At 36.9% G+C, this 24,022-nt stretch carries 25 protein-coding genes; 7 read left to right on the plus strand and 18 right to left on the minus strand.

Features of this window, described 5'->3' with window-relative positions; all coding sequences use genetic code 11:
* Positions 1 to 65: 65 nt before the first annotated feature.
* Positions 66 to 689: an ATP phosphoribosyltransferase gene (gene hisG / locus BFJ97_RS17640; protein ID WP_068985979.1), complete on the minus strand. Its 624-nt coding sequence runs from the start codon at positions 687 to 689 to the stop codon at positions 66 to 68.
* Positions 682 to 1,854 carry an ATP phosphoribosyltransferase regulatory subunit gene (locus BFJ97_RS17645; protein ID WP_068985980.1) on the minus strand — a complete coding sequence of 391 codons (1,173 nt, stop codon included), beginning with the start codon at positions 1,852 to 1,854 and terminating at the stop codon, positions 682 to 684. Before BFJ97_RS17645 ends, hisG begins: the two co-directional genes overlap by 8 nt.
* 685 nt (positions 1,855 to 2,539) lie before the next feature.
* On the opposite strand from BFJ97_RS17645, the gene BFJ97_RS17650 reads away from it, so the two are divergent.
* Positions 2,540 to 3,094 carry a hypothetical protein gene (locus BFJ97_RS17650; protein WP_068985981.1) on the plus strand — a complete coding sequence of 185 codons (555 nt, stop codon included), beginning with the start codon at positions 2,540 to 2,542 and terminating at the stop codon, positions 3,092 to 3,094.
* Positions 3,095 to 3,116: 22 nt separating this feature from the next.
* Here BFJ97_RS17650 and BFJ97_RS17655 read toward each other — a convergent pair whose 3' ends face one another.
* The 7 genes from BFJ97_RS17655 to BFJ97_RS17685 form a co-directional block, all read right to left on the minus strand.
* Entirely contained in the window at positions 3,117 to 3,659 is a 543-nt protein-coding gene (locus BFJ97_RS17655; RefSeq protein ID WP_068985982.1) for an acyltransferase, read from the minus strand.
* A gap of 3 nt (positions 3,660 to 3,662) precedes the next feature.
* Positions 3,663 to 4,304, minus strand: coding sequence for a pyrophosphatase PpaX (gene ppaX / locus BFJ97_RS17660; protein ID WP_068985983.1), 642 nt, complete (start codon positions 4,302 to 4,304; stop codon positions 3,663 to 3,665).
* Positions 4,305 to 4,320: 16 nt separating this feature from the next.
* Entirely contained in the window at positions 4,321 to 5,139 is an 819-nt protein-coding gene (gene lgt / locus BFJ97_RS17665; RefSeq protein WP_068985984.1) for a prolipoprotein diacylglyceryl transferase, read from the minus strand.
* 58 nt (positions 5,140 to 5,197) lie between these two features.
* On the minus strand, positions 5,198 to 6,133 hold the full coding sequence (gene hprK / locus BFJ97_RS17670) for an HPr(Ser) kinase/phosphatase (protein ID WP_068985985.1): 936 nt from the start codon (positions 6,131 to 6,133) through the stop codon (positions 5,198 to 5,200).
* Positions 6,134 to 6,333: 200 nt separating this feature from the next.
* Positions 6,334 to 6,657 (minus strand): cytochrome c551, encoded by a 324-nt coding sequence (gene cccB / locus BFJ97_RS17675; RefSeq protein WP_068985986.1) that lies wholly within the window; start codon positions 6,655 to 6,657, stop codon positions 6,334 to 6,336.
* A gap of 53 nt (positions 6,658 to 6,710) precedes the next feature.
* Positions 6,711 to 7,526 (minus strand): YitT family protein, encoded by an 816-nt coding sequence (locus tag BFJ97_RS17680; protein ID WP_254660198.1) that lies wholly within the window; start codon positions 7,524 to 7,526, stop codon positions 6,711 to 6,713.
* A gap of 345 nt (positions 7,527 to 7,871) precedes the next feature.
* Positions 7,872 to 9,101 carry an EAL and HDOD domain-containing protein gene (locus BFJ97_RS17685; RefSeq protein ID WP_068985988.1) on the minus strand — a complete coding sequence of 410 codons (1,230 nt, stop codon included), beginning with the start codon at positions 9,099 to 9,101 and terminating at the stop codon, positions 7,872 to 7,874.
* A gap of 503 nt (positions 9,102 to 9,604) precedes the next feature.
* On the opposite strand from BFJ97_RS17685, the gene BFJ97_RS17690 reads away from it, so the two are divergent.
* The 4 genes from BFJ97_RS17690 to BFJ97_RS17705 are packed head-to-tail and all read left to right on the plus strand — an operon-like array spanning position 9,605 to position 12,267.
* Positions 9,605 to 9,979 (plus strand): GntR family transcriptional regulator, encoded by a 375-nt coding sequence (locus BFJ97_RS17690; RefSeq protein ID WP_068985989.1) that lies wholly within the window; start codon positions 9,605 to 9,607, stop codon positions 9,977 to 9,979.
* Complete coding sequence (locus BFJ97_RS17695) at positions 9,976 to 10,869, plus strand: ATP-binding cassette domain-containing protein (RefSeq protein ID WP_083227089.1); 894 nt, start codon at positions 9,976 to 9,978, stop codon at positions 10,867 to 10,869. The genes BFJ97_RS17690 and BFJ97_RS17695 overlap by 4 nt, the downstream gene beginning before the upstream one ends.
* Complete coding sequence (locus BFJ97_RS17700; protein ID WP_068985990.1) at positions 10,853 to 11,563, plus strand: hypothetical protein; 711 nt, start codon at positions 10,853 to 10,855, stop codon at positions 11,561 to 11,563. The genes BFJ97_RS17695 and BFJ97_RS17700 overlap by 17 nt, the downstream gene beginning before the upstream one ends.
* Positions 11,560 to 12,267 (plus strand): hypothetical protein, encoded by a 708-nt coding sequence (locus tag BFJ97_RS17705; protein ID WP_068985991.1) that lies wholly within the window; start codon positions 11,560 to 11,562, stop codon positions 12,265 to 12,267. The genes BFJ97_RS17700 and BFJ97_RS17705 overlap by 4 nt, the downstream gene beginning before the upstream one ends.
* A gap of 56 nt (positions 12,268 to 12,323) precedes the next feature.
* Here the strand turns inward: BFJ97_RS17705 and BFJ97_RS17710 are convergent, their stop codons facing one another.
* Entirely contained in the window at positions 12,324 to 12,971 is a 648-nt protein-coding gene (locus BFJ97_RS17710; protein WP_223553937.1) for a VTT domain-containing protein, read from the minus strand.
* A gap of 303 nt (positions 12,972 to 13,274) precedes the next feature.
* Here BFJ97_RS17710 and BFJ97_RS17715 point away from each other — a divergent pair, with 303 nt between their 5' ends.
* Positions 13,275 to 13,526, plus strand: a complete 252-nt coding sequence (locus BFJ97_RS17715; protein ID WP_068985993.1) for a hypothetical protein — start codon at positions 13,275 to 13,277, stop codon at positions 13,524 to 13,526.
* Between the two features lie 95 nt (positions 13,527 to 13,621).
* Here the strand turns inward: BFJ97_RS17715 and BFJ97_RS17720 are convergent, their stop codons facing one another.
* From BFJ97_RS17720 to BFJ97_RS17750, 7 genes are all read right to left on the minus strand, one after another.
* Positions 13,622 to 15,184: a fatty acid--CoA ligase family protein gene (locus BFJ97_RS17720; protein WP_068985994.1), complete on the minus strand. Its 1,563-nt coding sequence runs from the start codon at positions 15,182 to 15,184 to the stop codon at positions 13,622 to 13,624.
* Positions 15,185 to 15,325: 141 nt separating this feature from the next.
* The gene (locus tag BFJ97_RS17725) at positions 15,326 to 17,260 is read right to left on the minus strand and encodes an FtsX-like permease family protein (protein WP_068985995.1); all 1,935 of its coding nucleotides are present in this window, start codon (positions 17,258 to 17,260) and stop codon (positions 15,326 to 15,328) included.
* Entirely contained in the window at positions 17,232 to 18,008 is a 777-nt protein-coding gene (locus BFJ97_RS17730; RefSeq protein WP_068985996.1) for an ABC transporter ATP-binding protein, read from the minus strand. The genes BFJ97_RS17725 and BFJ97_RS17730 overlap by 29 nt, the downstream gene beginning before the upstream one ends.
* A 12-nt stretch (positions 18,009 to 18,020) precedes the next feature.
* Positions 18,021 to 18,455: a hypothetical protein gene (locus BFJ97_RS17735; RefSeq protein ID WP_068985997.1), complete on the minus strand. Its 435-nt coding sequence runs from the start codon at positions 18,453 to 18,455 to the stop codon at positions 18,021 to 18,023.
* A gap of 11 nt (positions 18,456 to 18,466) precedes the next feature.
* On the minus strand, positions 18,467 to 19,450 hold the full coding sequence (locus tag BFJ97_RS17740) for a sensor histidine kinase (protein WP_068985998.1): 984 nt from the start codon (positions 19,448 to 19,450) through the stop codon (positions 18,467 to 18,469).
* Positions 19,450 to 20,154: a response regulator transcription factor gene (locus BFJ97_RS17745; RefSeq protein ID WP_068985999.1), complete on the minus strand. Its 705-nt coding sequence runs from the start codon at positions 20,152 to 20,154 to the stop codon at positions 19,450 to 19,452. Before BFJ97_RS17745 ends, BFJ97_RS17740 begins: the two co-directional genes overlap by 1 nt.
* 128 nt (positions 20,155 to 20,282) lie before the next feature.
* Positions 20,283 to 21,275: a lipoate--protein ligase gene (locus BFJ97_RS17750; RefSeq protein WP_068986000.1), complete on the minus strand. Its 993-nt coding sequence runs from the start codon at positions 21,273 to 21,275 to the stop codon at positions 20,283 to 20,285.
* A gap of 143 nt (positions 21,276 to 21,418) precedes the next feature.
* Between BFJ97_RS17750 and yhfH the strand changes: the two genes are divergently transcribed.
* Positions 21,419 to 21,544: a protein YhfH gene (gene yhfH / locus BFJ97_RS17755; protein ID WP_004230455.1), complete on the plus strand. Its 126-nt coding sequence runs from the start codon at positions 21,419 to 21,421 to the stop codon at positions 21,542 to 21,544.
* 266 nt (positions 21,545 to 21,810) lie between these two features.
* Here the strand turns inward: yhfH and BFJ97_RS17760 are convergent, their stop codons facing one another.
* Entirely contained in the window at positions 21,811 to 24,000 is a 2,190-nt protein-coding gene (locus tag BFJ97_RS17760) for a YhgE/Pip domain-containing protein (protein WP_068986001.1), read from the minus strand.
* Between the last annotated feature and the right edge of the window lie 22 nt (positions 24,001 to 24,022).

A 24,022-nucleotide genomic window follows, 5' to 3' on the forward strand; every position in this document is an offset into this window, starting at 1 on the left:
GGATTAATCTCCTTTAATTCTAGGTATACATGTAATTATCTATTATCGATGACTGTGAGCATGATTTATTTCACACATTTCTTTAAACGTTTCACAAGGTCAATAATGCGGTCCCCCTTCATACGATAGCTTACTGGATTAGCAATTAACCTCGAAGACACATCCGTAATAAATTCATACTCCACTAAACCATTTTCCTTCAGCGTCCGTCCTGTTGAAACAATATCGACAATGCGATCTGCTAAGCCAATCATTGGTGCCAATTCAATCGATCCATTTAGCTCAATAATTTCAACTTGCTCCCCAATGCCCTTATAATATTTCATCGCGATATTAGGATATTTAGTCGCTATTCTTGGGGCAATTTCATTCATCGTAGTGTTAGGTAAACCTGCCGATGCGATATAACATGTACTTATTTTTAAATCCAGTAATTCATGTACTTGTCGTTGCTGTTCTAACAAAACATCCTTTCCAGCAATACCAATATCCGCTACACCGTGCTCTACATAAACAGGAACATCCATCGGCTTTGCTAATATAAAACGAATTTTCTCTTCTGGAATTTCAAGCATTAATTTACGGGACATTTCGACTTCCTCTGGTAAATTAAAGCCAGCTTCTAACAGCATTTGGTAGGCCTCATCGAAAATGCGCCCCTTCGGCATAGCAATCGTTAATTCATTCACTGCCAACGTCCTCCTGTCCCACAACAACTACTTCTTTAAATTGTGCTAAAAAAGCTTCTTCATCAACTAGGCTATTTCTTAACTGTAAGGTAGCCTGTTTTCCAGCAGCTCGAAGCGTCTGTACTTGTGCAAGAGCCGCTTCAAATTGTTGTTCCTCAAATAGCACTACTGTCGCCGCTTGTCGTTTATCAGATTGCTCATCCAGCGTTTCTAGTAGGCGATCAACGCGAATACTAAATCCTGTAGCACCTACTTTTGAGCCAAACACCTCAAGCAATCCGTCATAACGTCCGCCATTACCTAATGGAAAACCACTGCCTGTTGCAAACACTTCAAATAGCATTCCTGTGTAATAACTCATATGACTAGAAAGTGTAAAATCAAAGGCTACATAATCCGCTAAACCTGCAATTTCAAGTAGTTTAGCGAGTTGTTGCATATATTCTAATGCGTCATTTTTCCGCACATATTTTTCAATATCTTGGATTTCTTTTAAATTCATAGCTTCTTCAATAAATTGTAGTAATGCATCTGATTTTGTTTTAGGTAAATCAAATGATTCCACTGCTTCTTCAAACCCTACATAATTGCGTTGTACTAGAAGTGTTCGAAGTATATTTTGTTGTTCAATGCTCTCTGTATAGTCTTGTAAAATACAATTTAATATCCCTGCATGGCCGATAGTAACTTTAAATTGTGCTAATCCAAATTGCTGTAATAGCTCCATTGCCGCCACAATAACCTCAGCATCAGCAAACACAGAATTATCTCCAATTAACTCGATCCCCATCTGATCAAATTCTGCTGGACGCCCACCTTCTGCCTCTTGTGCACGAAAAACGCTAGCAAAATAAGCAAGACGTAATGGAATCATCTCTTTTAATAATTTTGATGTTGCTACACGAGCAATCGGTGTAGTCATATCAGGTCGTAGTACTAACGTGTTTCCTTGGCTATCTACTAATTTAAATAAATGCGCATCGGCTATTGCTGATGCTTTACCGACTGTATCAAAATACTCTACTGCAGGTGTCTTAATAAATTCATAGCCCCTGCTGCATAAAAAGTCTCGTCCCGTATTTCTTACAGCCTCTATCTTTTCGTATATTTGCGGAAATGTATCGCGCATTCCAAGTGGTTTCTCAAACATTTTAATCGACGACATTTTGACACTTCCTCACGTTTCACTTCAATTCACTAGAGTGTTAGAGAATTAGATTATGAAAGAATTCTAACTTATTTCTCCCTTTCCGTCAATGCAACTCTCTATGAATTATCGAATAATTTCATTACTGATTATTCTGTTAATTATACTTGAAAACAAATAAATTAAAACTTTATTCGGCATAGTAAGCTTTATCCTTCTTAAATTAGTTAAACTTTAAAATCGTAAACAAAAATGGCCTAGGAAATCTTTGTGAATGTTGTGGCATTTTAAATGAGGTGATTTCCGTTCCAGGCTACTCGCTTTCCTGTGGGTGAGCGTCGAGCCGCTTCCTCCGCTAGTTTTGCTGCCGCTACGTTAGCACTCACGCTTTCGCACAGAAAACATCCGCTCCGTGCAGGGTCTCGCCTGTCTCACTTTCCCACGGGAGTCGAGTAGCCTTCCACTCCAATCAATGATAGCGTAGATCTTTTATAAATTTTATACATTTCAAAAGTGAACACTATGACTACTCATCATTAGACTTACAACAGTGACGCGATTGTTCTATTGGTACTGCTACTATGTTTTCACTATAAAACTATTGTTGTTGTCAATCCGCTTTCGCACAGACAACTCATTGTTGCTAACGTGTTGTTTTATCACTATAAATTAGAGTGACATCTAAAAAAATACATGCTAAGTAGTGGTTGATTGGAGTGAAGACTGGGCGACTCCTTGGGGATTAGCGATAGACCAACATCCTGACGCTGCGTTTGCACTACGCTTTCGCACAGAAAACATTTGTTGCCCCGAGACCCTGGAGCACAGCGAAGCGGCTCATCGGACGCCCCCAGGAAGCTTTGCTCTGTGCGAAAGCGAAGCGTCAGCAACAATGTTTTATCTGCGCGAAAGCGAAGCGTCAGCGACAATGTTTTATCTGCGCGAAAGCGAAGCGTCAGCGACAATGTTTTATCTGCGCGAAAGCGAAGCGTCAGCGACAATGTTTTATCTGCGCGAAAGCAAAGCGTCAGCGACAATGTTTTATCTGCGCGAAAGCGAAGCGTCAGCGACAATGTTTTATCTGCGCGAAAGCAAAGCGTCAGCGACAATGTTTTATCTGCGCGAAAGCAAAGCGTCAGCGACAATGTTTTATCTGTGCGACAGCGAAGCGTCAGCGGCAACAAAGCGCCCAGTCGGAACGGAAATCCCCCCTTGTTACAATAGTATTTTCAACACAAAAAAACACTGTGCACAGTAAAGCATGCACAGTGTAGATCTTATTATTTTTTTGGCGTGCACCATTGTACTACTTCATTGCGTTTGCGCTCCGCCATTTGTTCAGCTGTATAAATAATTTGCATAGGGTTACCGCCTGCAAGACAGCCAGCTGGCACATCCTTATGGACAAGGGTTGCAGCCGAGACAATCGCACCGTCACCTATCGTAACACCTGGTAGTATCGTTGAATTGGCACCAACCATTACTTCATTGCCAATATAAACATCCCCCAGACGATACTCCTCTATTAAATACTCATGCGCCAAAATAGTTGTACTGAAGCCTATAACGGTATTGTCACCGATGTGAATTCGTTCTGGAAACATTGTATCTGGCATCACCATTAAAGCTAATGAAGTTTTTTCACCAATCTCCATCTTTAAAAAAGTTCGATACAACCAGTTTTTCACACGTAAAAATGGTGTGAAGCGTCCAATTTGAATGACAATAAAACACTTCATCACCTTCCAAAAGGACACCGTATCATAAATATTCCAAAGCGAGTTTGCTCCTTCGACACGGTAGCGTTCTGTTTTACGTGCCATTTACTAACCCTCTTTCACAATTTCAAATAAATCCGTCATATGATGCAACATATATTCCGGCTTGAACTGCTGTAAGTATTCCTCACCTTTAAAAGCCCATGCGACACCAGCTGCTCTAATTCCAGCATTGTGTCCTGCCTCAATATCATGAGAATTGTCACCAATCATAATGGCTTCTTCCTTTTTTACACCAAGGCGTTCAAGGGCAAGCAAAACTGGTTCTGGATCAGGCTTTACATTTTTCACATCATCCGTACCAATACGGATATCAAATAAATGACTTGCACCGAGCACCTTAAGTCCACGGTCAATCATCCCATTACGCTTTGTAGACACAATCGCTAACTTGATACCCATAGCCTTTAATTGCTCTAAAGTTGATACAACATCAGGATATTGAGTGACAAGCACATCATGATGTAATTCATTATATTCGCGATATTTAGCAATCATTTCATCCTCTTCACCAGGAGCAATGTCACTCATTGTCTGTTTCAAGGACGGCCCAAGGAATTTTAGGCAATCTTTTGGCGAATATTGCCCGGGAAATCGCTCGTTTAAAACATGCATAAATGTTTTAATGATTAAATCATTTGTATTGAGTAATGTACCATCAAAGTCAAAAAGTAATGCCTTTACAGCCATGTCCTTGCACCCCTTATTAATCATCTAAATACTTCACTGCAGGTTTTACTGTTATACGTCGGTAAATAATCGCCACAAGACCCACTACAATACCAATTATTGAAACAACCTGAGCCGAGCGTAAATCTCCTACTAAATATAGGCTATCTGTACGCATACCTTCTATATAGAATCGACCGAATGAATACCAAATGATATAGCCAAAGAATATTTCCCCACGATTTAAATTTACTTTGCGTAATACTAGTAAAATGATTAGCCCAATGAAATTCCATACGGATTCATATAAGAACGTAGGATGTACATATGTTCCTAATTCTTCAACATACATTTGATTAATAATCCAATCAGGCAGCCTCAGATTTTCTAAAAATTCACGTGACACCGGACCACCATAAGCCTCTTGGTTCATAAAATTTCCCCATCGGCCAATTATTTGGCCAATCAAAATACTTGGTGCCGCAATATCCGCTACTTTTAAAAAGCTTATATTTCTTTTACGAGTGAATATGTAAGCTGTTATAAATGCCCCAATAAGAGCTCCGTGGATCGCAATACCACCATTCCAAATCTCAATAATTTTCTCTGGGTTCTGACCATAATAATCCCAACGCATCGTTACATAGTAAATGCGTGCGCAAACTATGGATATAGGAACAGCCCATAGTAATAAATCCGCCAGAAACTCCTCCGGTAATCCCCTCTTCATAGCTTCTCTTTGTCCTACAAAATAAGCTAAAATAATACCCGATACGATTAGCAACCCATACCAATGAACAGGGATAGGTCCTAAATTGAAAGCAATCGGATCAATTTGTAATAGTAATAAGTCCATCTTATGCTCCTCTCAACATTCTTCTATTACTAAGTCATTGTATCTTATTAATAAACCATTAATCATCTAATTCATCTGTTGAAGTAATAACCTCATCTAAACGTCTAGAAAACTCCTCCGCTGCATTAACGCCCATTTTTTTCAAACGGTAATTCATGGCAGCTACTTCAATAATAACAGATACATTGCGCCCAGGTCTTACAGGAATTGTTAACTTTGTTAATTCCGTATCGATGATTTTCATTTTCTCTTCCTCTAGACCTAAACGATCATATACCTTTTCTGGATCCCAAATTTCCAGTTCGATGATTAACGTAATACGTTTGTAAGGTCGCACTGCGCTTGCTCCAAACAGCGTCATAATATCAATTATGCCAATACCTCTAATTTCAAGTAAGTGTTCTAAAAGAGGTGGTGGACTTCCGATTAAGAAATTCTCTGATTCCTGCCGAATTTCCACGCAATCATCAGCTACTAATCGGTGCCCTTTCTTTACAAGTTCAAGTGCTGTTTCACTTTTCCCTACACCACTTTTCCCGATTATCAGTACACCAATGCCATAGACATCGACTAAAACTCCATGAGCAGCAGTCATTGGTGCTAAACAACCTTCTAAATAGTTAGTCAGCCTACTTGAAAACTTTGTTGTTGTCATATGTGTTTTAAATACAGGTACGTGCTTTTCATTAGAAGCCTGTAAAAGCTCCTCAGGTATCTCTAAATCACGAGAAATAATTATAGCTGGCGTATCCTGCGAACACAGTAAACGCATACGCTCCAATTTCACATCTGCAGGTAACATTTCAAAAAATGAAAGTTCTGTTTTCCCAAGCAATTGTACTCGATTCGCAGGATAATGTGTAAAATACCCGGCCATTTCAAGTCCTGGTCTTGAAATATCACTCGTGACAATCGTTCTTCCTATTCCTTCCTCACCAGCTAATAGCTCTAACTTAAATTTCTCCATTACGTCTCTTGTTAATACTACGACCAATATTAGTAGCCCCCATTCATCTGGCGATTAACTAGCCCGATTGGTTCAACTAGCAATCAGCTTCACTGATTGCAGTATCACTTTATTTTAGCATGTCTAGGAATAAAAGAAATGTATTTACTCTCTTGTCTGTTAGCTGAAAATTACACCACAAAACATAAAAAACTAGCGGTTCTCCAAATCCGCTAGTTTTTTATGTTTTATTTTTGAGTAGCTAACCATTTGGCAACTGCTTCTGCATCCTCACCTTTAACAACATTTGGAGGCATACCATTTTTACCATTTTCAATAACATTTAAAATTTCTTTTTCTGATAAACGAGAGCCTACATCTTTAAGTGCAGGTGCATTACCTTGACCTTGTAGTTCGCCACCGTGGCAAGAAATACAAGATTTCATAGCAATTGTTTCACCGTCTGGAGCGGCAGTTTTCCCTTCATCTTTAGTTGCAGTTTTATCTCCACCACCACAAGCAGCTAGGAAGATTGCTGATCCGAACACTAATGTTAACATTGCCTTTTTCATTAGTACCCCTCCTCATTAGTTAAAAAATATCTTTCCTCGACATTATACCAAAATTATGCACGTTTGAAACCTTTGCCTAATACCTCATAAGCATCGGAAACAATAACAAACGCTGATGGGTCAACGCTTTTAATGAGTTGTTTCAGCTTTGTGAACTCTGTTTGGTAAACAACAACCATCAGTACTGGTCGTGCTTCCCCTGTATACCCTCCAATTGCTGGTAACTTTGTCACGCCACGATTAATCTCGGCATAAATAGCATCACGTATCTCATCTTGTTTCATCGTAATAATATAAACCATTTTGGATTGACTAAAGCCGAGCTGAATAATATCGATTGTTTTAGTAGTGACATATAGTCCAATAAGTGCATACAAACCTTTCTCTAAGTCAAAAACAATTGCTGCACTAATCGCGATCATTCCATCAATCAATAGTACACTTGTACCAAGAGTAATTCCGGTAAACTTTGTAATAATTTGCGCTAGTAAATCAGTGCCACCTGTAGAAGCATTCCCTTTAAAGACAAGTCCTATTCCTAAACCGACAACAATTCCCCCAAACAACGCACCAAGTAAAGGATTATCGGTCCAAGGCTCCCAACTATGTGTTAGTAATACAATTAACGGTAATGTCACTGTTCCAATAAATGATTTTATCCCAAACTTTTTTCCAAGTAATAATACACCTGCTATAAATAATGGAATATTAAATGCATACTGTACATAACCAGGATTCCAGCCAAATAAACCGTGTAAAATTGTACTAATCCCACTTACACCGCCTGAGGCTATTTGATTTGGCAGTAAAAATACATTGAAGCCAATAGCAATGACTGCCGCTCCAACAACGACGTATACATATTCCATAATGCTATCTCTTGCACTCTGTGCATGATTCATTTCCCCACGTCCACTTCAACTTTCAGAATTTTTTAAGACGAGATGATTATAGCAAATAGCTTTCACATTGAGAACTTCATTTTGATGAAGGAAAGATGAAATAATTTTTCCTCTTATAAAAACAAAAAAATAAGCTACCTTTAAAGAGAGTTTTAAGGTAACTTATTTCTATTTTTTGGCTCTTCACCAAAATATGTACTTGACTTTATATTTTGTTTCAACAGGGTGCTTTTTTCACGAGTATTGGACTGAACCTCTCAAAGCTCCATATAGATTTATACTTTTTAATCAAGAACAGATTTTTTGGTCCAATTAGAAAGATTTTTCTGCCCATTCCATTGCTTCTTGGTATAAAAGATCAATGTTTGTTAAATCAAAATTGAGTTGAGGAGCTAATACTTCTAAGCTTGACCAATCTAATTTATCTAACGCAATACTAAATTCAAGATAAGGTGTCATTTCAGTTGGATTACCTAAAATCGTTTCTGATATAGCTTCTGAAAAAGGTAACTGTTGCAAAATAACATTCATCGGTCTTTGCAATAAAGTATCTATTAATGAAAACATCCCAATTAAAAAATATTCAGAAAAGTTCTTCTTATAGGAAAGCTTAGCTAATTTCTCACATACTTTTGCTCTAAATAACGATGTACGCATGACTTCTTTAAAAATATCATTATCAGCATTCATATCAATTTCTCGCATCGCCAATAAATAAATCCACTTTCGTAAATTTGATACTCCAAGTAATACAATCGCTTGTTTGATCGAACGAACCTTGGATTTAGAGCGCTTCTCTGAATTATTAATCATTTGCAGTAATTTATACGTCAATGAAATATCACGCTCAATATTTTCAGCTAATAACTGAACATTAGGTTCCTCTTCTTTTAATAGGGTAAGAATATATAAATATTGAATAGTATTAGCTGGTATATCGGTTGCTGTAATTATTTCGGGCTGCTCAAAAAAATAGCCTTGAAATAATTCATAGCCAGAATGCTTTGCAACTTCAAATTGATTACGTGTCTCGACCTTTTCAGCGAGCAATTTTATGTGAGGGAAATTTTCTTTCACTTTATTTTCAATTTCCATTCGCTCCAGTAATGGTGACAATAAAAAATCAACTTTTATATAATCAATATAAGCAAATAACTCATCATAAACTTGTACTTCATCATTCAAAATAAAATCATCTAATGCAATAGTAAACCCATATGATTTCAATTCAATGACTCTCTCTACTAACTGAGGCGTAAGAGGGACGTCCTCTAAAATCTCAATAACAACTTGTGATGGATTCAAGTATTCATCTATCTGACTCATCAGCAAGTTTTCTGTAAAGTTAACAAAACTAGGCTTACCTTTTGTTACCTCTTCAATACCAATTGAAAGAAATGAGTTTACTAGTACGTCAATTGTTGCAGCATCTGGATCTACCTTCGGAAAAGTATTCACGTTTTTGCTACGATATAATAATTCATACGCAACGATTTGTTCATGAAGGTTAAAAATAGGCTGTCTTCCGATAAATACTTCCATTTCGTCGCCCTCCATTTTCTAGTAATCAATATTATAACATTTTTCATTCCTGTCTGCTTATCATTCAAGGAATTGTCTAAAAGTCTCCTTACAATAACTAACACCTACACTGTTGTCACATAAATTTTTTACTCATTTTCCAGAGTGACCTTTTTCAACTCCGCTCAATCCTTCTTAAATACTTCCTCAAGAAATTCCATCAGAATATTTCATTTTATATAGACATTTCAGGCGTGCCATTTAACCATTTTTATCCATCCGTATTAAATAAAAGGCTCTAATTTCCACTACGGCTACTTGCTTTCCTGCGGGAGTCGAGTAGCCCTACGCTACAATCAGTTGAAAATGGGAACATATTTCAAACTATCAACAAAAAATCTTTTTATTGCTCAATAATAAACCTATTTTTTCCTAATCACACACCTATAGACATTTCTCAAAATATAATTTATAGTACATTACAACACTAATGTACTATACCATTTATGAAGGGAGGTTTTTTGATGCATGTTCATCTAGATAGTACAACTCCGATTTATATTCAAATTGCTGAATGGCTACAGCATGAAATCATCGCCGATCGACTACAAGCTAACGAGAAAGTCTATTCACAATATCAGCTAGCTGAGTTGTTCAATATAAATCCTGCTACAGCTGGTAAAGGACTGACAATTTTACTTGACGAGCAACTTCTATATAAGAAACGGGGGCTAGGTATGTTTGTCGCTACGGATGCAAAGGAACGAATTTTAACGAAACGTAAAAACGAAATTTTGACGAAAATGGCACAAGAGCTCGTATTAGAGGCAAAACGTTTACTTGTATCTGATGATGAACTGCTAGTGCTTATTCGAAAAACACAGGAGGGATTGAAATGAATATTATTCAATGTGAGGATTTATCTAAAAGCTTTGGACGTCGTAATGCACTACAGCATGTAACCTGTGCAATTGATGCAGAAAAAATTATTGGTATTATTGGTCGCAATGGTGCTGGTAAGTCGACAATACTTAATATTATTGCAGGCTATATAAAGCCCACTAGTGGTTCATGCAAAGTATTTAATGAAAATCCATTTAATAACATTCAAACAGCCGCTAATATGATTTTTATCGATGATCGATTAAGTTTCTCTGATTACTTATCGCTAGAAGATATTCTAAAGTTCGGGGCTGATTTTTATCCTAATTGGCAAAGTGAATTAGCTTATCGAATGCTCGATTATGCAGGTCTAGATCTTACAGCAAAGCATCAGCAACTATCTAAGGGACAATTGGCAACCTTTAACCTTGTCTATGGATTAGTAAGCCGCTGTGCACTAACTATTTTAGACGAACCGATGAATGGCATGGACGAAGCCATTCGTACAGATTTTTACAGAGCGATTTTAAAGGAATACTTAGCCTTCCCACGGACAATTTTAATTACTAGTCACCATTTACAAGAGATGGAATCCATTTTAGAAGAAATTTTATTAATAGATAAGGGCTCGGTAATTGCCCATGCTCCATTAGATGAATTTAAAGAACAGCTCATATCACTTAGCGGACCAAGTGATGCTCTTGCGGATCTTCTTTCTGAGACGGAAGTTTATGCTCAAACGATAATGGCAGGAATGACTTCTGCAATAGTAGATACTAGTAAGCTATTCGTCTCAGAGGACCTACTTCGATCAAAAGGCATCAATATATCCCACCTTACCGCAAGTGAAGTCTGCAAGTATTTAACAAGTAAAGAAGGAAGTGATATTGATGCAATCTTTGACTAATATTTCACTTAAAACGATTGTGAAAAAACAGGTAAAATGGAAAGCAAAATTATATATTTCTGCCCTTAGTTCCTTAGTTATTTTACAAATCATTTTTGGAATTTTACTATCTAGCTCTGGGAGTACATCTGGTTATGGGCGGGGGAATTTATCTGTAAAGTTCTCTATTTATTCACTCGATATGTTTCTGATCGTTTCAGCTTTTTGGGCATTTATTGTAGCGATACTCTTTACAACAAAAGCGTATCGTATTGATGATTTATCCGTTATTTCAAGTCGAACATCTAGCGCTATTGCAAATATATTTGTCATGATTATTTACAGTTTTATTGCAGTTATAATTATGATTTCTACTTTCTATTTAAAAGTATTAGAGATTTTATTAGCGGAAAAGCAATCTTTTATAATAGAAAATCTATTCATATCACCATCAATATTACTATTATGTTTCAGCAGCATCTGTTTATTTGGCGCAATCGGCTTACTATTGGGCACTAGCTTCAAGGGACCGACACTTATTAAAGTACCAATTATATTATTGCTATTAATTTTCATTTCATTAGTGTCTATTAACCTTAACTCGCTAATGATGTTACCAAATCTTATAATTAGTGTAATTTATTTATTTGTGTCTGTACTATGCTTTTGTCTCACTATTTGGATTGCTGATAAATCGGAGGTGTCTCGCAAATGAAGGCGACATTTTTCTTATTTTTTATGCCACTACTATTGGTAGCTGCTATTTTTCTACTACTTAGTAAACTAAGTAAAAAAATTAAAATTTGGACACCTGAGCGTATTATGATTGGTATTACTAGTTATTTAGTACTTGGACTAACTGCATTTCTTTATATTAGCTTTTTTGCAGAATCAAAAATACAAGCACTCTCTCCTTCTGAAATGAAACAACTTGAGAAAAAATTAGAGCAAATACAAAAGTACGATTTAGAAAACGATTCTTCTTATTTAACAGAGGACTACAAAAAGAAAACATGGGCACTGAAATATGAAGGAGATACATTACCTGTTATTGTAAATGGAGATGACAGTGGTTCAAACTATATCATTCGAATGCGTTATAAAGACAATATTGATTCGGGACAAGCAATTGTTACATATTATCAATTGCCTGTCATAATAGACGGTATTGACCTTTCTGACAAAATACCTTTACCTAATGTATACATGGAACATAACGAGCTCTTTATTGAATCTTTATCTGAACAACAAGTAAATTATGATCGTATAAAACCTACATTAAGTATTTTAGATTTTAATCGCGATGTAGAGCAAGAACCTTACGCAATGGACTATCCCTATTCAAATGTCTTAATTATCGACATACCACGTAGCACGGTTCTTGAAGATTCTCAAGGTCTCGTACAATATATAAGATAGGAAAAAAATAAAGACAGTCCTAAGTGATTTTTTATCACATTTGGACTGTCCTTTTGTTATTTCCCACTTGCTTTTGATTTAATAGCACCAATAACTGCTGGTACAACTGAAATAAAGATAATTAAAATAAGAACCGTTGAGAAGTTTTCTTTAATAATCGGAATATTACCAAAGAAATAACCTAGGAATGTACAGCTAAATACCCATAGCACTGCACCTACAACGTTATACATTATGAAGTAGCTATACTTCATTTTACTTGCTCCGGCAATAAACGGTATGAATGTGCGGATGAATGGCATAAAACGCGCGATAACAATTGTTTTACCACCATGTGTATTAAAGAATCTTTCTGCAGCCTCCATACGTTCTTTTTTTACGACTCTACCAAGGAAGCTCTTTGGTGGAATGGATGTTCCTACTTTATGACCAATATGATAGTTCATCGTATCTCCCAAAATTGCTGCTGCTAAAAATACTGGGATTAGAATCCACATATCAAATGCACCCATTGCTGCTGCAAACGTACCACTTGCAAAAAGCAATGAATCACCTGGTAGGAACGGGAAAATTACGACACCTGTTTCAACAAAAACAATTGCAAATAAAATTAGATAACTCCAATTACCAAAATCACGAATGATTTCCTCTAAATGCACATCGATATGCATAATAAAACTAATTAATTCCTTGATGAGTTCTATCATTTTTTTGTATACTCTCTTTCAATTAAATTTTCTAAAAGCTTTGACGTAGCTAAACACCTAAGGGTTCCATTTATGTTTACAGTCTGAGATGTTACTCCCTCACTATATGACAAGCCTTTAAAAAGTATGTAGTTTTCACAAGTTTGATTTTATCACTTACAGACTTCTACACTCAACTTATTTAATTTAGAGACCATACCTAAGAGCTATGGCTATTCACCATAATCGAACGGAAAAGACTTATAACCGTGACGCGACGTGACCAACATCGTGTTGGCCCGAGATCCTGGAGCCAAGCGGATGTCTTCTGTGCGAAAGCGTAGTGCTAACGTAGCGTCAGCAGCTGGGTTTTGTCTGTGCGAAAGTGTAACGACAGCAACATTGTTTTATCTGTGCGAAAGTGCAACGACAGCAACATTGTTTTATCTGTGCGAAAGTGCAACGACAGCAACAACAAAGCGCCTAGCCGGAACGGAAATCAACTCCTTGTTTTGCCGAACGGCGTTCACTTTTGTGATACATAAAATTTATAAATCTTTACGTTATCGCTGATTGGAGTGGCAGGCTACTCGACGCTCTCCACAGAAAAGCGCGAGAAATCAACGTTTCTAAAATTGATTTCTCGCGCTTTTTCAGGTTTTGAGTAGTTACGTCCTCGCCCCTACTTTATTATCTTTTAATGAACGACGCAAAATTTTTCCTGTCGTGTTTTTCGGTAATTCATCCATAATTTCAATTACTTTAGGAACCTTATATTTCACCATATGTTTTGCACAGTATGCAAAAAGGTCGTCTGTTGAAGTTGCATCTGCATCTTTCAAGACAACATATGCATGAACTGCCTCTCCTAAATTAGGGTCTGGGAAGCCTACAACTGCCGCTTCTACGATATTATTATGAGCAAAGAGTACTTCTTCAACCTCTCTTGGATATACATTAAATCCGCCTACAATAATCATATCTTTCTTACGGTCAACGATGTAGAAGTATCCTTCTTCGTCAACTTTAGCTAAATCCCCTGTATATAACCAGCCATCACGTATAGCCATCGCTGTTTCTTCAGGCAATTTATAATAGCCCTTCATAACATTAGGTCCTCGAACAATTAGTTCCCCTACTTCGCCAACAGGCACTTCTTGGCCATTCGCATCCACTACCTTATTTTCAACATTGGAAATGTTTGTCCCAATAGAACCTGCTTTACGATCACGATCCAATGGGTTAAAGCACGTCACCGGTGAAGCTTCTGATAAGCCATAGCCTTCCGAAACACGCACATTAAATTTCTTCTCGAAATTATGTAATAGTGCTACAGGTAAAGACGCGCCACCTGAGATCGCTAGGCGTATTGTTGAGAAATCTTCAGGGTTGCCTTCTGGTAATTGATACAAGAAGTTATACATAGTTGGTACACCTGCAAAGACTGTCGCTTTTTGTTCCTTTGTTAAATTAAAGACTTCAGCTGGACTAAAACGTGGTACAAGTAAAACTGTTGCTCCACTCAATAAAGGTGCATTGACGACAACAGTTAACGCAAATACATGGAAAACTGGTAATGTAGCAATAATACGATCATTTGCTCTATAGCCTAAATAATGTGCCACATCTCGAGCATTTGAATAGACATTTTCATGAGTCAGCATTGCGCCCTTTGGAGTACCTGTTGTACCTGAAGTATATAAAATAATTGCATTATCATCGTCAGCTACATCTATTGGTTGGCAAGTGCCCGATGCACTGGCTATAACTTGTGAAAACAAATGCGTTTTTGCCTGTGCCTCTTCAGATAAAGTAGCTACTTTTTCAGCAACATCTGCTGTTGTTTCACAAACAACAAATGTTTTTACTTGTGGAAAAGCTTGTACACCCATTTCTACTAACGGAAGAAGTGCATCAAGAGCAATAACAGCTTTTACATCACCATTATGCAAAATATATGAAATTTCATCCGGTGTATAAATTGGATTAATCGGAATTGCGGTTGCACCTATACGCATTGTTGCATATAACGCAATTAAATAATGTGGTGTATTGCCGAGTAAAAACGCCACATGGTCCCCTTTTTCAATCCCTAATTGTTGTAACCCCTTAGCAAAGCGACCAACAGAGTGTTCAAACTCACCGTATGTCGTATCTTTCCCCATAAAATGAAACGCAATTTTATCCGGCTGCTCTACTGCTTGTTGACGAACACATGTAACTAAATTCAATTACACCATCCCCTTATCGTATAAAATGAATCGTTATTCAGTAATATTATATAAGAAATATATCTAAAAGACAATGAAACTTTTATTTCATGTCAAAAATTACGTCAAATAACTCATTTTTTTCTCTTTCACGCACTTTCGTCATGAACGAATATGCGAGATGTATCGCCAACGAATCAAATAAAAATAAATTACTTGTATTAAAACAAAAAAGCCAAAAGCAAAGAAAACTTCTTTTACAATCGAAATATTAGCAATATCCTTTAAGATGCCTTGAACCATAATAAAAGCAAAGGCACTATGCATCATTGCAACACCCCAAGGCAAGAAAAACTGTGGGAATAAATGGCGATTCACTAGCTTTTTGAGCTCTGTATCTGTTAAGCCCATTCGCTTTAAGACATCGAATTTACGCTTTTCTCTTTCAAGAGAGGCATGCAATTTAAAGTAAACAAAGCTACCTGCTGCTAATAAAAATACAGATGCTACTAAGACACCTACTAATGTAAATAATGAATAGGTAGCTAGTATATAAGAATAATTTAATCCTGCATTTTCAAAGTAATACGGGCTAAATTTACCCTTCTTTTCAATAAATTGAGATGCTGTTAACTCGTCTATGTCTTGGCCGATATCTTTCGATTCTATCCACTGAGGAATATAGAAAGTAAATAAGTGATAGGTTGGCTGCAAAACATCTTGATCGGCAATCGGTTTGATGAGCCTTGCAAAATCCTCGTCGCTTATCACAATTGAATTGACGCTAACAATAGAGCCTGGGAATACTATTTTTGGATATACACTATCAATAGTTAACGGGATAGCGTTTTCTTCTAACACAGTATGCACAACTTTATTTTTTAATTTTTTCAAGGATTCTTCTGAATAAGGTATAAACACTGCCTGTCCTGAAGACAAGTCAAGTAATGGATAACTAAAGGACGACAGCAATACATTCATATCAGATTCTCTAAAGACTTCAACCTCATTATTAGTAAAAGAAGACGTTTGCTTTACAACAACAAAGCGAGATAAATGGTAGGACAAACCTTTCTCCTCTAATTGAATTCGTAAAGAGTTGATATGATTTCGTTCGTACGGGTTGTCGACATCTCCCTTATAGACAAGCCCTAGAGGATTTAAGCGATCATACTGTGTCGTATAAGAAGACATCGTTGCTAAAACACCGACAGATAAAAATGCCATTGTGGACACCATCGTTACAACAAAAAACATTTTCACATTATCCTTCATAATATGTGTTTGCTCAGCTAACGAAAGGAGACGATAGCGTTGCCAATGGTATTCACGTTTGCCTCGAGCTTTATCTAAAAAGCAAGGTACTGTATCACTAAAAAAATAATATGTTCCAAAGGCTGCTGAAAACGGGATTAATAGTGTTAAACCAATTAATGATGTATTCGACACAACAAATGCTAGCACATATGTTGATAAAATAAGAGCAATCCCGTATACTGCACGTATTTTCGAATAGGTTGAATCACTATTTAAATAAGCACTTTCCTTAATAAGGTCGCGTAATTTTCTTTCACGTGTAAAATACACACTGATAAAGGAAATCACTACAAAAGCACTTGTAAAGACACCTATTGTTAGTAAAAATGGCTGCCACGATACATACAAAGGCAATTTATCTAAATGTAAAATTTCTCGGACAATCATGAAAAAGAATTTCGAGAACGAGAAACCAAATATTATTCCAACAATAATAGAGGCAGAACCAATAATCATTGTCTCCAAAAAGACAAGCTTATTCATCTGGCGTCTTTCCATTCCTAGATGTAATAAAATAGCAAACTCATGGGATCTAGCCTCTAAAAAGGCACTCATCGAATAATATAAAAAGAATAATGTAAAAAGGACGAGCACGACTTCTGCACCGACCATCCCAATTAACGATACCTCTCCTAAAATTCCTCGTTCAATATCCGGATGAAACATGAGCATTGAATAGATAAAAAACACTGCCACAGAAAAAAAGCTAGCCATGAAAAAGGCACCATATATGCGGCTGTTCCGTACGACATTACGGTAAGCGAATTGTCGAAAGGTCACCTACTTGTCCTCCTCCTAGTAAGCTCAAAACATTTAATATTCGCTGGAAAAACATTTGACGGCGATCATCTTTGTAAATTTCATTGAAAAATTCCCCATCTTTAATAAATAACACGCGATCACAGTAGCTAGCTGCGATTGGATCATGTGTTACCATGACGATCGTCGTTTGTTTATCTTGATTGACTTTTGTTAAAAGTTCAAGTACATCACGCGAAGAATTGGAATCCAAATTGCCGGTCGGCTCATCTGCTAAAATGAGACTTGGGTTATGAATAAGTGCTCGACCAATAGCTGTTCTCTGTGCCTGTCCACCTGATATTTCATTTGGACGTTTATGCAAGAAAGAGTTTAAATCCAGCTTTTCCACAATGCTTGCAAGACGCTCCTCTATTACTTCTAATGGCTGTTGATCTAATGTTAGTGGCAGCACAATATTCTCTTCCACTGTCAGCATATGCAAAAGATTAAAATCCTGAAAAACGAAACCAAGTTGTCTTCTTCTAAAGTAGGCAAGCTCTGTTGCATTCAGCATATGAGGATTCATGCCATCTACAATAATTTCTCCACTGGTTGGTTCATCAATCGTAGAAATGATATTTAATAATGTTGTTTTTCCACTTCCCGATGGACCCATGACTGCTAAAAACTCACCTTCCTCCACATCAAAGCTTAGCTGATTTAGCGCACGATGAGTTACTTTACCTTCATATACCTTCGTCACGTCTTTTATTTGTAAAATAGGCATACTTTATTCACCTTATTTCTTCATTAATTCCATAGATTCTGGTAAAAGCCATTGCAATACTACCTCAAAGCCAATTTGAAAATGTGGCTCTGTTAATGATATTGCGGACTCATTGCCATCCTCCTCCACTAGACTTAAGCAATGATCCCCAACAATTACATCCCATGCATCAATTTCACCTTCGATTATTTCTCCATAAATCGTATAATGCCCACTATACATCACTTGTTCACCTTCTACAGGAAAAGCGTTCAGTAAAGTTGGTTTATGTAAGTCTAGCCCTAGCTTATCTGAAAAATGCATGACTTCTTCATTACGCAAAAGACTAGCTTTTCGGAAATTTTTGCAGGATAAACATAGACAAACATCGTTATGCGATTCATATAATGCCTCTGTTTTATCAGTTTTGACATTTAATACCCACTTACCAAAGCGTACTTCTTTCATCTCTGCTCCCCCTAATTCGTAAATGTCACTGTAACAATTGTTCCTTTTCCTACCTCTGATGTAATGATTAATTCATGACCGAGTTTTTCACAGATTTCTTTAGCTAAATATAAGCCCATCCCTGTAGATTCCCCGGTTTTACGTCCATTCTCACCAGTAAAAAAGGCTTTAGTGACGCGAGAAAGATCGGAAGTTGGAATACCAATACCTTCATCACAAATGGCTAACTGTACGCAGTCATCCTTTTTAATGGCCGAAATCACTATTTTTTTATTTGCTTCAAATGTATATTTAACTGCATTGGTTACAAATTGGCCGATAATAAAACGAAGCCATTTTGAATCACTCGCTACGATTATGTCATCCTCAATATGAATTTCTGGGAAAACTCGCTTTGTAATAAATAAACGTTTATTTTCATTAACAGTTGCAGTTACAATCGTCTTTAAAGCAACCTGTTCTACTTGCATATCCTCTTCAAAATTTTCTAACCGAGCATTTACAAGTACCATATCCAAGCCTCTGCGCAGGCGATCAATTTCCTCCTGCACATTCTTTTTATCGAGAGGACGCTCATCTTGTAATAACAGTTCAATAACAGAGATTGGCGTTTTCATCTGATGTACCCATTGATTAATAAACTGATCATGTCGTTTGTGGCCAGCATATAACGATTGGAGCTCATGCTGGTACAGTCGATATAGTTCATGCATATATTTCTCTACCTGTATCGCCTCAGGTGATTTAGCGTTTTTTTGTAACACATCCTCCATGGTTTTAGGAAGTTGCGATATTTTCAACAAATAACGTTGGCGCATTAAATAGCGGATCAGTAAAAATGAGGCTAACAACACTAAACTAATACAGAAAGAATAAATAGCCGTATCGACATTTCGAAAGCCATCCAGCCAATATAAGACCATGATGAAGCCGACTAAAAAGAACTGGAATACGATGAACGATGCGTAATCACGCAAAAATAATTTCCAGCCCACTATAACTCACCTGCACTTAATATAAAACGATATCCTGCCCCGCGTACCGTTTCGATAGATGACGTAATATGATAATCCGCTAGCTTTTTACGTACTCGTGTCATATTGACGTTCAATGTATTTTCATCAACAAATGCCTGATCGTCCCAAAGTTCTTCTAATAGTTGCTCACGCGTCACTACTTTTGGGGCATTGCCCATTAACAGTTCTAAAATGATACATTCTTTTTTCTGAAGAGGAATTTCCAAATCATTTTTATGAAGCTCCATTCTTTCTAAATGAAGAACAAGCTGTCCTTGTTTAATTGTCCGTTCCTCTTGCCTTGCTGCATATTCACCATATGTACGACGCAAGTGACTACGGATTTTAGCCAGTACAATCTCATAATTAAATGGCTTCGTAATAAAATCGTCGCCCCCATTTTCAAGCGCGAAAATTTGATCCATCTCCCCAGAACGAGCGGAAATGAAAATAATGGGACAAGTTGTATGTTGACGTAGTTGGCGACACCAATAGTAGCCATCATATGAAGGTAAATTTATATCAAGCAACACCATATGTGGATTAAATGCTGTAAATTCTTCAATGAGATGATCAAATTCTTTGATCGTTTCAACTTCGTATTGATATTTTCTAAGCGTTTCTGCGAGCAATGACGCAATCTTAACATCATCTTCGACAATAAATATTCGATGCTTCTCCATACAAAAACTCCTTTCTATTTATATTGTATCAAAAAAAGGTCCGACGACATAATTGTCAACGAACCTTTTTGTAGCAAAAGTTAATACGAATCAGTAAGGACATTTAACAACTTCTACACAAGCTTTTCTTAATATACTAATTGTAGAAACTCTTCTGTCGTAATTCCACCAAAGTATGTTGGAATATCAATATCTGCTAACGCTTCAGCGATTGCAGTTCGATCATAGTTTGTCCCAACTAAACGTTGTTCAACATCTGCCATATCGCCCACACCAAAGAAATCACCAAAAATATGTGCTTCTTCGATAATTCCATGATTCACTTCTAAGCGAATATCAATACCTCCAGTTGGGAAACGATGTGTTTTTTGAATATTGAAGCGTGGTGATTTGCCATAGTTCCACTCCCATGTTTGATAACGCTCAGCAGATAGCTTGTGTATATTTGTCCAATCTTCTTCCGTTAGCTCATAGTAGCGAATATTCTCTTCGCCACCGAAAATCGATTTTAAAATTTCTAGACGGAATTCTTCAACCGTCATCTGATCCTTTAAAAACTCAGAAATATTAGCTACTCGCGAACGAATCGATTTAATGCCCTTTGATTCAATTTTATCTTTCTTCACCTTTAAAGCAGATACAACAGCATCAATTTCTGTATCAAACATTAAAGTACCGTGGCTATACATACGGCCCTTTGTAGAAAATTGTGCGTTGCCAGAAACTTTACGTCCTTCCGCTAAAATGTCGTTGCGACCTGAAAGTTCAGCGTGAACGCCCATTTTTGCAAGTGCATCTACAACAGGCTGTGTGAACTTTCTATAATTCATAAAGCTTTCGCCATCATCTGTAGTGATAAAACTGTAGTTAAGGTTCCCTAAATCATGATATACTGCGCCTCCACCTGAAAGACGTCGTACAACGATTATGCCATTATCCTCCACATAATCTGTATTAATCTCTTCGATTGTATTTTGATTTTTGCCAATGATGATTGAAGGTTGATTTATGTAAAAAAGCAGCACTGGCTCCTTCTCAACATCCATCGTTTTCAATAAATACTCCTCAATAGCAAGATTAATGCGTGGATCATGAATCCCTTTATTATCAACGAATATCATAATTACATCTCCTCCTTCACAAAATATCCATATTTATTTTAACGTAAATTAGGCATTTAGTGTTGACGAAAAGCATCTGTTATAATACACTAGGAAATAACAAAACAGTAATAGTACAGATAAACTTAAAGGAGGAGTCCACAATGTTAGAAAACGTAGTTGAATTTTTCAAGAACCTACCTGCAAAACAATGCACAGAATGCGGTGAAAAAATGGAAGAACAAAGCGAATGCTACAGCAACACTTGTGAAAAATGTAACCACCTATAAGCATTTGCCTATTCTGTAATAGTCATATACGTGCCCCACACGTACTAATAATGACACCACTCATCACTTTTTGATGAACCCTTAATTAAATCTCTTACACTTACAAAAAACAACAGCTGATACGCTCATATCAGCTGTTGTTTTTTTATATTTTTTTACCTATGAAGCTCTTCCTTTGAGCTGAGCAGTTCTCCCTGTCACTTATTTAAAGCACTTGTCCAACAAAAAAAAGACACCCACATGGGTGGGTGTCAAAAGTGTTATTTTTAGTTTTCTTCGGCTACTTTTGAGTAACGTTTTGCATGTAGTAACATGAAATAACCGAATGTAATAGCTAAGAATACTACTAGGAAACCTAAAAGAATTCCGTAGTTTTGCATTAAGAATGACATATCACCAGTAGAGATACATGTTTTAAATGCTTGAACAGTATATGTCATTGGCAATAGTGTATTAAATACTTGTAATGGTTCTGGAATTAACTCAAGTGGGAATGTACCCGCACTTGTTGTAAGTTGTAAAATTAATATAACAATCGCCATGAAGCGTCCTGGATCACCGAAAATGGACACTAACATTTGGATTAAAGCTAAGAAAACATAGCTTGTTAATAATGCTGTTAGGAAAAAGTGTCCTAAACTGTATACTTCAAGGCCTAAACCCCATTTTACAATAACTACTGTTCCTATAGATTGAATTAAGCCGACTGTTGCTAAAACTGAGACTTTACTTGTAAACCAAGCTGCACCATTTTTTGGACGAATTGCTGGTTCTACAAGTGGGAAAACGATAGAGATCATTAATGCACCAACAAATAAACCAAGAGAAATAAAGTATGGTGAGAAACCTGTTCCATAGTTAGGTACATGGTTAACAGATTCTTTTTCAATCTCAACTGGTTTACCTACCATCTCATATGTGTCTTTATTTACATGAACTTCGCCTGCTTTTTCACCTGCTTCACCTAATTCGCTAGATAAAGTTGATGTACCATTTGCAAGTTCAGATGAACCATCTGCAAGCTCTGCAGAACCTTGTGCTAACTCACCTGATTTTGATGCAAGTGTTGAAGTACCTTGATTCAATGCTGTTGAACCACTTGCTAGTTCATTTAAACCTGAAGCTAATGCTTTAGAACCTGTTACGGCTGTATTCACACCAGCATTTAATTCACCTAATTTTTGTGCAAGCGTTGCATTACCAGCTTGGAGACCTTTTGCTCCTTCGACTAATGCACCGCTTTTTGCTGTTAATGCATTAGCACCTGCTAACACTTCTCCTTGACCTGCTGCAATTTGAGTTGCACCAGAACTTACTTGACTAGCACCTGCTTGTAATTTTTCTGTACCAGCAGATAAAGAATTTAAGCCATTATGCACGCTGGCACTTCCTGCTTGTAGCTCTGCTAAAGTTTGCTTTAATGCTGCAGCTTCCTCTTCAGGTAGTGAAGCCATCATGCCTTGTAATTGATTGGATAAAGCAGTGATACCTTCTTCTACTTTTGCAGAACCAGCAGTTAATTGGTTTGCTGCACCATTTAATGCGCCTGCATTGTCAGCAATTGAAGCTGCACCTGAACTAATTTGTTGTTGTTTCTCATTAATTGTAGATAAACCTGCTTGCACCTTCGCTACACCTTGAGTATATTGCGATAAACCTTGCTGAAGGGTTGTTGCTCCAGTTGCTGCTTGCTGTGCACCTTTTTGCAACTGTCCAGTTCCGTCTTCTAATTTTACTAAGCCAGAAGATAAATCATTAGCGCCTTTTGCAGCCTCTCCAGCACCTTTAGTAATTTTATCTGTACCATTTGACAATTCAACTGTACTTGATGCTAATTGCTCAAGATAACCTTTTAAATCTTTCGCACCATTGGCTAAAGATTTGGCACCTTCATCTAGCTTACTAGAGCCATCAGCAGCCTCCGTAAAGCCATCTCCCATTGTTGTAATTGTATCAAATAAATTTTCTGCATAAGTAGTTGAAATTTGTGTATTTACTTCCGCACGTATCATTTCCATTGCTGAATCGCCAATTTGTGCACTTAGGAAGTTTAATCCTTCATTTGGAATATAGTTCATAACTAATTTAGAAGGTTTGTCATCTAATAACGTAGTGGCATGCTCAGAGAAATTTGCTGGAATTTCTAAAATCATATAGTAATCTCGACCATTTAAGCCTTTTTTAGCTTCTTCTTTGGTTACTTCAATAAATTTAAACTGCTCACTTTTGACGAGATTATCGACTAAGTCTTTCCCTACATCTAATTTAACTCCTGCCATTTCAGCACCTTTATCTTCATTGACAACAGCTACTGGTAATTCAGGTAGGCTTTTATATGGATCCCAGAACGCCCATAAAAACATACCTGCATACATAACCGGTATAAATAATACAGCGATTATTGAAACAAGCATTTTTTTGGTTTTAAAGATTTTTAGCCACTCAGCTTTAATCATAAGTTTTCTTCACTCCTAAACT

Origin of the sequence: Lysinibacillus xylanilyticus (assembly GCF_001708185.1) — a bacterium.
GTDB lineage: Bacteria > Bacillota > Bacilli > Bacillales_A > Planococcaceae > Lysinibacillus > Lysinibacillus xylanilyticus_A.